This window comes from Maricaulis maris (assembly GCF_049116555.1).
In the GTDB taxonomy this organism is placed as follows: domain Bacteria; phylum Pseudomonadota; class Alphaproteobacteria; order Caulobacterales; family Maricaulaceae; genus Maricaulis; species Maricaulis maris_C.
In genome coordinates, this window is sequence record NZ_JAGDYT010000004.1 from 367,711 (window position 1) to 373,012 (window position 5,302).

General features: G+C 62.9%; 5 protein-coding genes and 1 pseudogene. 5 read left to right on the forward strand and 1 reads right to left on the reverse strand.

The features are described from left to right. Positions 1-167: 167 nt before the first annotated feature. Positions 168-992, reverse strand: a complete 825-nt coding sequence (locus JXQ94_RS07590; RefSeq protein WP_421923162.1) for a flagellin — start codon at positions 990-992, stop codon at positions 168-170. A gap of 397 nt (positions 993-1,389) precedes the next feature. Between JXQ94_RS07590 and JXQ94_RS07595 the strand changes: the two genes are divergently transcribed. From JXQ94_RS07595 to JXQ94_RS07615, 5 genes and pseudogenes are all read left to right on the forward strand, one after another. After that, positions 1,390-2,013, forward strand: coding sequence for a TetR/AcrR family transcriptional regulator (locus JXQ94_RS07595; RefSeq protein WP_421923163.1), 624 nt, complete (start codon positions 1,390-1,392; stop codon positions 2,011-2,013). 38 nt (positions 2,014-2,051) lie between these two features. After that, positions 2,052-2,825 carry a lysophospholipid acyltransferase family protein gene (locus JXQ94_RS07600; RefSeq protein WP_421923164.1) on the forward strand — a complete coding sequence of 258 codons (774 nt, stop codon included), beginning with the start codon at positions 2,052-2,054 and terminating at the stop codon, positions 2,823-2,825. Positions 2,826-2,860: 35 nt separating this feature from the next. Further along, positions 2,861-3,586 carry a lysophospholipid acyltransferase family protein gene (locus tag JXQ94_RS07605; protein WP_421923165.1) on the forward strand — a complete coding sequence of 242 codons (726 nt, stop codon included), beginning with the start codon at positions 2,861-2,863 and terminating at the stop codon, positions 3,584-3,586. After that, positions 3,583-4,890 (forward strand): MFS transporter, encoded by a 1,308-nt coding sequence (locus JXQ94_RS07610; RefSeq protein WP_421923166.1) that lies wholly within the window; start codon positions 3,583-3,585, stop codon positions 4,888-4,890. The genes JXQ94_RS07605 and JXQ94_RS07610 overlap by 4 nt, the downstream gene beginning before the upstream one ends. 126 nt (positions 4,891-5,016) lie before the next feature. After that, positions 5,017-5,302 (forward strand): annotated as a pseudogene (locus JXQ94_RS07615) (ribonuclease D); the annotation flags it as partial.

Here is a 5,302-nt window from a genome sequence, read left to right on the forward strand (position 1 = left end):
CTCCAGTGAGGAGCAGCGCTTTGAAACCCGCTGTGGCTGACGCCAGAGCGGATCACCCCCCCTCGGGCGCCGTAAATGCGCGTCAAAAAAGGGGGCGCCGAAGCGCCCCCAGTTGCACGCCCTTGCGGGCCGCGCCACCAGAAAGAATGTATTCGTCCAACCGCTGACTAGCGGAAATACCCCAGGATGGTTGCGGGTGAGGAATTGGCGATGGAGAGCGCCTGTACACCCAGCTGCTGCTTTACCTGAAGTGATTGAAGCCGGGCGCTCTCCTTGGCCAGATCCGCATCGACGAGATTGCCGATCCCCTTCTCCAACGCATCAGACAGCTTGCCCACGAAGGCCTTGTGAATGCCCAGCGACTTCGACCCGGTCCCCAGCCGCGCCAGGGAGGCATTGAGATTGTCCAGCGACGACTCGATCGTCGCGACGAGCGTGCTGGCATCACCCGCCGAGGCAAAGGATGATGTCGCCGCCACGGTCACCACTGCGCCGCCCAGCGACAAGTCCTCCGCCGCGATGGTGAGGGTCGAGGTCCCCGACGCATTGGCGAGGGCTGAAATCTGGGACAGCGAGCCATTGACCAGATTGGTGCCATTGAACTCAGCCGTCTCGACAATCTTGCCGATCTGGTCCCGCAAGGCCTTGAAATCTTCGTTGAGAGCATCCCGCGACGCCTGGTCGAGCGAGGTGTCGGACGCGCCGAGCGCCTTTTCCTTCATCTCGACGAGAATGTCGGAGATCGCCTCGCCACCGGCCAGGGCGACATCAACCGTCGACGCTGACAGGTCGAGCGACTGGGCCACCGCACTATAACTGCGCACATCGGCCCGCATGGATTGGGCAATCGCGTAAACGCCGCCATTATCCTTCGCCGAGCCAACGGCCAGGCCGGTATTGATCCGGGCCTGGACAGTTTCCAGGTCCCGATTGGTCTGTCTGAGACTCTGCAGGGCGACCATGGCCCCTGCATTCGTGTTAATCGTCGCCATTTCTTGGCTCCCCACGCTTTCTGCATTCCACCACCGGTCCGGCCCGGCCAACCTGTTTTCGGTTGATCTCAAATGCCGTTCGGTACGATGACGCTACCCGGTAATATTAAATTATTCGCTAATCGGCCGGCCGGATTACCGTGTGTGGCAAGGGAATATTGAAATTCAAGGCACGCTTTCAACGCGTTGAAGCCGAGTCCGGGGTCGCGAATTCACGCCCCTTTCGAGCCGGGGAAAGCCCGGCAACCCGCAAATGGTCGCGCTTTTGAGCCGCTCCCCCAGGCGGTGATCCAAAAAAAATGCGGCATGTAAATGACTATTCACTTGCATGCCCGCGAGAGCCCCGCTAAACAGCTTGTAAATGATCATTCACTTACAGCCCTGAGGGGGATGGGACATGACCGGAATGCTTCGCGAAGACCTGTTTGAAGGCTCCAACCCGAATATCGGTGTGACCGCCAAGACCGGGACCACCAAGGCCCGGATCGAACGCGCCGCCCTGCAGCTCTTCGCCAGTCACGGCATGGACGGCGTCTCGATCAAGCAGATCGCCGAGGCCTGCACGATTTCCGATGGCGCCATGTATCGCCACTTCAAATCCAAGGACGCGCTGGCCCGTCTGATGTTCGAGGCCATCCACAAGAAACTCCTCGACATGGTCGCCAGTCATCTCAAGCCCGACGCCTCGCTTGAGGAGATCGCGCGCGCCCTGGTCACCGCCTATTGCACGCTGGCCGACGAGGACCCGGCGCAATTCACCTATCACCTCACCCATCGCAACTATTTCATCGCCGCCTCAGGTGATGGCGGCGCTGACCCGTCCGATTTGATGACGGAGTGCATCGCCCAGGCGATGGAGCGCGATGAGATCCCGCAAGGCGATCCTGAACTGCGCTCGGCCATGGCGCTGGGCGTGGTCATGCAAGCCGCCGAATACAGCCTTTATGGACGAATTGAGCGCCCGCTCTCGGCCCATATCGACCAGTTCACCCGCGGCATCATGGCCGTTCTGCGCTCCTGAGCGCCACCCCCGTTTCAACGAATGACAGGACACGCATCATGCGCTCTTTCATCTTCAACATCGCCTACTGGTCGCTCTCCGGCGTCTACGCCATAATCTGCGCCGTCCTGGCGCTCTTTCCCGGCCGCACTGTGCTGATGCACGGCCTGCGCTCCTACTCCCGTGCAACGCTGCACCTGATGCGCTGGATTTGCGGGATCAAGGTCGAGGTTCGCGGCACGCCGCCCAAGGATCAGCCTGTCGTGATCGGCGCCAAGCACCAGTCCTGGGGCGATGGCATCGTGATGATGGCCAAATGTGGTGACGTGAATTTCGTCTGCGGCGATCACATGCTGAAATTCCCGCTGATCGGCTGGGTGCTCAAGCGTTGCGGCGCCATTGTCCTGTCCAACCAGGGCGGCACGGCAGCGCGCGCGAGCATGATGGCGGGCATTGCCCGCTCCCAGGGCGAAGGCCGCCCCCGCCCGGTTCTGATCTATCCGGAAGGCCATCTGACGGCCGTTGGCACCGGCATGCGCTATCGCTCCGGCGTCTGGCACATGGCTCGCGCCCTGGACCGCGCGATCATCCCGGTCGCGACAAATCTGGGGCAGTGCTGGCCGCAGCAGCAATGGTCCAAGTTCAAGGGGACGGCCGTGATCGAATTCCTCGACCCAATCCAGCCCGGCGAAGATCGCGATCTGGCCCTGGCCACGCTGGAACGTCGGGTCGAGACCCGCTCACGCCAGCTCGAGACCGAGTTTGCCCCGCGCCACAAAGCGTCGCAGGGTGAGACCCGCAGCTCGACGGACGAGGCCCGGATCTGCGCGTAAGCTGCAGTCCGCCTTGACGATCCTGGGAGGATCCGATGCGTTCGACCTTGTTCAATCTCGCTTTCTGGCCGGTGCTGGGCGTTTTCGCCATCATCGCCTGGCTGATCGCCCTCACCGGCTGGCGCGGCGGCCTCAAGGCCGTCATGCGCGCCGCCTGCCGGACCGTGCGCGGCCTGATGGCAACGCTTCTCGGTGCTCCCATCGAAGTTCGCGGCATGCCGCCGACCGGTCGGCCTGTCATCATTGCCGCCAAGCACCAGTCCTGGGCTGACGGCTTCCTGATGATGGCGATCATGGGCGACATCAATTTCGTGATCGGCAATGAGATCGGAAAATTTCCGCTAATCGGCCGCATTGTCCGGACTTCCGGCGCGACCATGGTCAATTCTCCCGGCCTGACCGGCGCCCAGGGCGGCCTGCAGGCGGCCATCGATGCCGCTGGCGATGATCCACGACCCTTGCTGATCTATCCGGAAGGTCGCCTGCCAGAGGTTGGCGAGAGCTATCGCTACCGCAAGGGTGTTCACCTCATGTACGAGACGCTTGGACGGACGGTCATCCCGGTCGCCACCAATACCGGCCTGCGCTGGCCGCAAAACCGCTGGCAGAAGCAATCCGGCCCCGCCGTGGTCGAGTTTCTCGACCCGATCCCGCCCGGCCTGCCGCGCGACGCCTTCCTGCCCCGTTTGAAACTGACCATCGAAACCCGCACCCGCGCCCTCGAAGCCGAGGGTCAGGCCCACAAGGAGGCCCGCTCATGAGTGCCAAAATCGCCGCCCAGCTGATCACCCAGCGCCGCTTCCTGCCGCTTCTGCTCGCCCAGTCGCTGGGCGCCTTCAATGATAATTTCTTCCGCTACTCACTCGTAACCCTTGTCACTTTCGGCGGGCTGACCCTGTTCGACCTCGATCGCTCGATGATGGTCCCCATCGCCGCCTCGCTTTTCACCGTGCCGATCTTCCTGTTTTCCGCGATTGCCGGGCGGATGGCCGACAAGTTTGACCGCACCCGCATCATGCGCTTCGCCAAGTTTGCCGAGATCTGGCTGATGGCGATCGTGACGCTCGGATTTTTCCTGGAGCAACCGCTCCTGTTGATGGTCGCCCTCTTCCTGATGGGCACCCAGTCAGCCTTTTTCACGCCAGCCAAGAATTCGGCCCTGCCGACGCTGTTGAAACCGGAAGAATTGGTGCCGGCCAACGCCATGATGTCAGGCCTGCTGAATGTCTCGGTGCTGGTCGGAATCGGGCTGGGAACCTGGCTGGTGATGCAGTCCTTCGGCCCTGAACTTGTCGGCATGGGCCTGGTCGTGATGGCCGTTCTGGGCTGGCTGGCAAGCCGCCAGCTGCCTGAGGCCAAGGCGTCACAGCCCGACATGCCGCTGAGCTTCAATTTTGTCTGGGAAACCGTCCGGGTTCTCCGCTTTGCCTTCAAGGCGCCCCAGGTGCTCAGACCACTTCTGGGCGCGGCCTGGTTCTGGATGCTGGCCGCCTCGATCATCACGCTGATGCCGGTCTTCACGGCCTCGGTTCTGGGCGCCGATGCAAGCGTGGTCCTGCTGTTCAGCGCGCTGTTCACAATCGGGGCGGCGATCGGAGCCCTCTTGTGCGGCGCCCTGTCAGGCAAGGGAGACGCCCTGCTGTTCTCGATTGTCGGCGCGATCGGCCTTGTGGTGTTCACGACCGATGTGGCCCTGATCACCTGGTCCAATCCGCTGGTGCCGGAGGGCTCACCCCTGATCGGCGCCAACGCCTTTCTGGCCGACAAGGCCAACTGGCGCATCCTGATCGATCTCGGCCTCGCGGCCGTGTCGGCCGGCCTGTTCGTGGTGCCGCTGCAGGCGATGGCCCAGCGCCGGGCTCCGGCGGAGCTGCGGGGTCGCCTGCTGGCGGCCGGCGGGATCATGAATGCCGCAACAGCCACGATGGGTCAGTTCACCCTGGCCGGTATCGCCCTTCTGCAGCTGCCGATCCAGATGGCCTTCCTGATGATTGCGGTCGTCTCGGCTCTGGCCGTGCTGTTCATCCTGTGGCGTCTCAACCTGCGCCGCGGCGCACAAGCCTGAACGGGAGGGCCCGGGGCGTGAGCCCTGATCGCATCGGTCAGTCCGGAAAGCGTGTCCGGGCTGGCCGAAACGATAGCCAAACCATCCGGTCCGCGCTAAAGGGCCGTTTCATGAACATGATTACNNACGACGAAGGCCCTCGAAGCGGCCTGTGACGCCCTCCTCCAACATCCCTATGTGGCCGTTGATACCGAATTCATGCGCGAGACGGTCTACTGGCCCCAGCTCTGCCTGATCCAGGCGGCGGCCGGCGAGACCGAGGTCATCATCGATCCGCTCGCCGAGGGCATTGATCTGGAGCCCTTCTGGGAGCTGATGGCGGACGAACGCATCATCAAGGTTTTCCACGCTGCCCGCCAGGATCTGGAAATCTTCTTCCACCAGGGCGGCGACGCACTGATCCCGCACCCGA